At 65.8% G+C, this 4,966-nt stretch carries 4 protein-coding genes; 3 read left to right on the forward strand and 1 reads right to left on the reverse strand.

All coding sequences use genetic code 11. From position 1 onward, the window contains the following. Together VGE27_RS10815 and VGE27_RS10820 are read left to right on the forward strand one after the other, a co-directional pair. A partial coding sequence (locus VGE27_RS10815) for an efflux RND transporter periplasmic adaptor subunit (protein WP_331049663.1) occupies positions 1-531 on the forward strand: 531 nt, incomplete at its 5' end. Between the two features lie 13 nt (positions 532-544). After that, positions 545-1,273 (forward strand): ABC transporter ATP-binding protein, encoded by a 729-nt coding sequence (locus VGE27_RS10820; RefSeq protein ID WP_331049664.1) that lies wholly within the window; start codon positions 545-547, stop codon positions 1,271-1,273. 45 nt (positions 1,274-1,318) lie between these two features. Here the strand turns inward: VGE27_RS10820 and VGE27_RS10825 are convergent, their stop codons facing one another. Next, positions 1,319-3,361, reverse strand: coding sequence for a putative bifunctional diguanylate cyclase/phosphodiesterase (locus VGE27_RS10825; RefSeq protein ID WP_331049665.1), 2,043 nt, complete (start codon positions 3,359-3,361; stop codon positions 1,319-1,321). A gap of 146 nt (positions 3,362-3,507) precedes the next feature. Between VGE27_RS10825 and VGE27_RS10830 the strand changes: the two genes are divergently transcribed. Next, entirely contained in the window at positions 3,508-4,776 is a 1,269-nt protein-coding gene (locus VGE27_RS10830) for a GGDEF domain-containing protein (RefSeq protein WP_331049666.1), read from the forward strand. Positions 4,777-4,966 lie beyond the last annotated feature (190 nt).

Genomic DNA, 4,966 nt, shown 5'->3' on the forward strand with positions numbered 1-4,966 from the left:
GTGTTGCAGGAACTCACGTTGCAACTCGGTCAGTGGGTGCCCGAGGGCACGGCGCTCGCCAAGGTGGTGCAGCCCGGCAAGCTCAAGGCCGTGCTCCGCATTCCCGAGTCGCAGGCGAAAGACGTGCAGCTCGGTCAGAAGGCCAGTGTGGATACCCGCAACGGACTCGTCGCCGGTCATGTCATCCGCAAGGACCCATCGGCATTGGGTGGTTCGGTGACCATCGACGTGGCGCTGGATGGCGAACTGCCACCCGGTGCCGTACCCGACCTCAGCATCGACGGCACGATCATCATCGACCGCCTCACCAATGTGCTGCACGCCGGACGCCCGGCTTCGAGCGCCAGCTCTGGCAACACCTCGGTATTCCGGGTGGACGCCGACGGTGAAACCGCCGTGCGCGTGCCGGTCGTGCTGGGCCGCAGTTCGGTGAACGCCATCGAAATCCTCAACGGTCTCGCTGTTGGGGACCGCATCATCCTCTCCGATCTCAGCAGCGTCGCCGCTGCCGAGAAAATCCGCATCCGCTAACCGGAGCTGCATCATGTCGACCACCACCACGGCCCAGTCTTCGCCGCTCATTCACATGCGCAGCATCCGGAAGGTGTTTCACACGGATGAAGTGGAAACGCACGCGCTGTCCGATGTGCATTTCGATATTCGGAAGGGCGAGTACGTGGCCATTGCCGGTCCGTCCGGCTGCGGCAAGACCACGCTGCTCTCCATTCTTGGTTTGCTCGATGCACCCAGCAGCGGCGAGTACCACATCGGCGGCACCTCGGTGGGCAGTCTGGCCGCCGCCGATCGGGCGCGTGTTCGCAACAAGGAGATCGGATTCATCTTCCAGGCATTCAACCTGATCGGCGATCTCACGGTGTGGGAGAACGTGGAGCTGCCGCTCACGTACCGTGACATGGAAGCGAACGAACGCAAGGAGCGCGTGCAGCGGGCTCTGGAGCGTGTCGGCATGACGCATCGCGCGAAGCACTTCCCCGCGCAGCTTTCAGGCGGTCAGCAGCAGCGTGTGGCCGTGGCGCGTGCCGTGGCCGGTGATCCGGCCATCCTGCTCGCCGACGAGCCCACCGGCAATCTCGATTCCCGCAATGGCGAGGCCGTCATGGAACTGCTGCGTGAACTGCACGCCGGTGGGGCCACCGTCTGCATGGTCACGCACGACGCGCGTTACGCGCAGCACGCCGAGCGTACGGTGCAACTCTTCGACGGCCGTGTCGTCGAGGGGCACGATGCACACGCGGCCGCACTGACCGCCTAGTGCGCAGGCCTCCGCGGACGCCGCGACGGACCACGGGAGGGGGGGCTACACGGCGATGGCCATGCCGCCCGACTGCACACGCAGCCATGCCGTGATCTCGTCGACCGGGCGGGCAGGGGAGAACAGATAGCCCTGCCCGTCCACGCACCCCATCGCTTCCAGTGCATCGCGCTGGGAAGACGTTTCCACGCCCTCGGCCACCGTTCGCAGGCCCAGCGTGGTGCCCAGCGTGACAATGGTGCGGGCGAGCGCACTGTCGGAGCCGCCCTGGGCCACGCCTTCCACGAAGGCCCGGTCGATCTTGAGCACGTCCACCGGAAACTTCTGCAGGTAGCTGAGGCTCGAATAGCCTGTGCCGAAGTCGTCGATGGCCAGGCGCAGGCCCAATGCCTTGAGCGCCGACAGCGTGCGCAGCGATGACTCCGTGTTGCGCATGATCACACTTTCCGTGATCTCCAGCGTGATACTTCCCGCCGGCGCACCCGTGCGCTGCAGAATGGACGCCACTTCGTCCACAAAGTCGTCCTCGGCCAACTGTCGGCCGGAGATGTTCACGGATACGCTCGGCACCGAGTCCGGCTGGCGGCGTTCGCGCCACCACTGCGTGCGCCACGCCACCAACTGCATGCACGCCTGCTCGAGCACCCACCGGCCCAGCGGTACGATCGCACCGGTGTGCTCGGCGACCGGTACGAACACGCTGGGCGTCACGGTGCCGCGTGTGGGATGCTCCCATCGCAGCAGCGCTTCGAGCCCCCGTACGGCACCCGAGCGCAGATCCACGATGGGCTGATAGGCGAGGAAGAGCCCCGAACGCTCCGGCGCATTCACAGCCATGCGGATGTCTGCCTCGAGCTGCAGGCGCTGCACGATGGCCGCGTACATGGACGGCTCGAACACCGCGTGGCGTGCCTTGCCGGCTTCCTTGGCTTCGTACATCGCCACGTCGGCGTTGCGCAGCAGGGTGTCCACGTCGTCCGATGCGGTGGCGTAGGCCACGCCGACACTGGTCGCCACACTCATCAGGCGTCCCTCCAGCATCAACGGACGGCGCAACGCCACCTTGATGCGGTTCACGATGGCCAGTGCCTCGCTCTCTGCCGTCAGTCGTTCCAGCAGGATGGCGAACTCATCGCCGCCAAACCGCGCCACCGTATCGGACGAGCGTACCTCGGCCACAATCCGTTCGGACACCGTGCGCAACAGCTGATCGCCGGCGTCGTGGCCAAGACTGTCGTTGACGCCCTTGAAGTCATCAAGGTCGAGGAAGAGCACGGCAATGCGATGATCCGGATCGCGGCCGGCCACCTGCAACGCGTGTTCGAGACGGTCGCGAAACAGCGCGCGGTTGGCCAGACCCGTCAGGGCATCGTGGAAGGCGCCATGCAGCAGGCGTGCTTCCAGTTCCTTGCGCTCGGTCACGTCGCGGAAAATGGTCTGCATGGCCGGCGTGCCTTCGAACGCAATGGACACCGACACCGCCTCCACTTCGCGGATGCCGCCGTCCAACCGTACCAGGCGGTACTGCACGCGTGCCGGACCGGAAGTGAGACGCTGCTGCACGAGGGTCAGGTCGTCGGGGTGCACAAAATCGGACGCCCGGCGACGCACCAGCTCGCCGGTCTGCCGTGCACCGATGAGCTGCGCTGCCGCGTCGTTGGCATACACCACACGGCCATTGCGATGTACCGCGATAGCCTCCGGCGAATGGGTCATGAGTTGCCGATAGCGCCATTCACTCTCCTCGAGTGCACGCTGCCGGATTTCGAGACGCTCACGCAGCGCCTCTTCGGCGGCCAGCGTGCGCAACATCGACGCTTGGCGGGCCATCGCAAACCACGCTGCCCCGCCGGCGATCATCGACCCGAAGGCAATCGTGATGTTGTGCGACTCCCAGATGGTGAGCTTCGGGAAGATCGCCGACTTGGACGCCTCGAAAATGAAAAACACCAGCGCGCCGGCCAACGTGGCCAGTAGCGTCGCCCGCCACCGACGCTCGGCGGGAACGGTGATGGCGCGAAACTGGGAGGACGTGGTGAGACCGTGCGAAGGCATATCCGGACGCTGATTGGGGATGAGGGGCCGCATCGAACGACCTTCCTCGCGCCTCTGGGTATCGGCCCCCGGGCATCGTCACTTCCCCAGTCCGGACTCGTCGTTACGTAACAACTCGGCGACGACGTGATGTGCTTACGCGTTCCCTTCGGACGGACTCTGGCGTATGCTAGGCTGACATGGCTGCCGATCGTCCCCGTACCGACGCCGCGACAGCGGATATCCTGCTCTGGCAGACTGGCTACCGCATCGTACTGGTGCTGTTGGTCGGGGTGGCGGTGGTCGCTTTGCGCCTCGCCGGCATGCTGCCTCCGCCCGAACTGGTGCTCGAGACGGTAGGCGAAGACCCGGCCGATTGGTTGATCGTCATCACCACCGGCGTATATGCCCTGCTGATCATTGGCATTCGCATGTATGTGCGGGCCACCCGGCGGGCCGGCGAGTCGCTCTCCACCCTCATGGTGGCAGCCGACATCGCCCTGGTGTTCTGGCTGGCATTCCTGCTGGCGGAGCCGCCCGACTATCATCGCGGGCTGCTGGTCGCCCTTTTTTCACTGCAGCTCACGCACGTCTACTTCGGACGCGCGCCCGCACTGCTCATGCTGGTGGCCACGGCGGCGGGATATCTGCTGCTCACCGATGTGGCGGTACGGCATCGCGCGGGGGTGGAGTGGACCGAGGCCCTGTTCACGCTGGCCCTGTTTGGTATTGGTGCCTGGTTGGTCACGCGCGTACAAAGTCACCTGCATGAACGCCTCGCCAACCTGGTGGCCATGTTCGAGCGGGCAGAGGAAGGTGACTTCAGCGACAGCTACGATGTGGCCGCTGATCACCGCCCCGATGCCATCACCGCGGTGGGTCGTGCCTACAATCGCATGCGCGGCCAGCTCGCCACGATCGTGCTCACGGACCCGCTGTCGGGGTGCTTCAACCGCCGTGGCTTCGAGCAGCAATACCGCCGTGAACTCGCCCGGGCTGCGCGCGCTCACACCGATATCGCGCTGCTGGCCATCGACCTCGACCACTTCAAGCAGGTGAATGACACCCACGGCCACCTCGTGGGTGACCAGGTCATCGCCGAAGCCGGTGAGTTGCTGCGGGCCAGTGCACGGGCCCATGACGTGGTGGCACGCACGGGCGGCGAGGAGTTCGCCATCCTCGCGCCCGACACCTCACTCGACGGTGCGCAGCATCTGGCGCTGCGCGTGGTCGAAGCCTTCCGTCGGCGCACGTTTGCCGAACCGCAGGCCCGCGTGAACATCACTGTATCGATCGGTGTGGTGAGCGACAGCGTGCGGGACGATGGCATTGCCGAAGCGCTGCGTGCGCGCTCCGATGAGGCGCTCTACGCTGCCAAGCGCAGTGGCCGCAATCGCGCGGTGCTGTGGTCACAGGGGCTCAACGCGCTGCGGCTCAACCAGTCCGGCGACTCGGCCACGGTGCAGTAACGCGCAGCGGGCAGCGGCTGCGCGAGGCTCTACGCGGCTATCCGCGCAGAGTCAGTGTGCCTTCGCACATGATTGCCGACGCGCCGCCCACACGCACGGCCTTGATCGCGCCCTGCGACTTTTCCGCTTCGATGGACAGGCGGCTTGGCCGACCCATCTCCACGCCCTGCGCAACTTCCCACCGCAGCAC

The sequence above is a fragment of the Gemmatimonas sp. genome (genome assembly GCF_036405635.1).
Lineage (GTDB): Bacteria > Gemmatimonadota > Gemmatimonadetes > Gemmatimonadales > Gemmatimonadaceae > Gemmatimonas.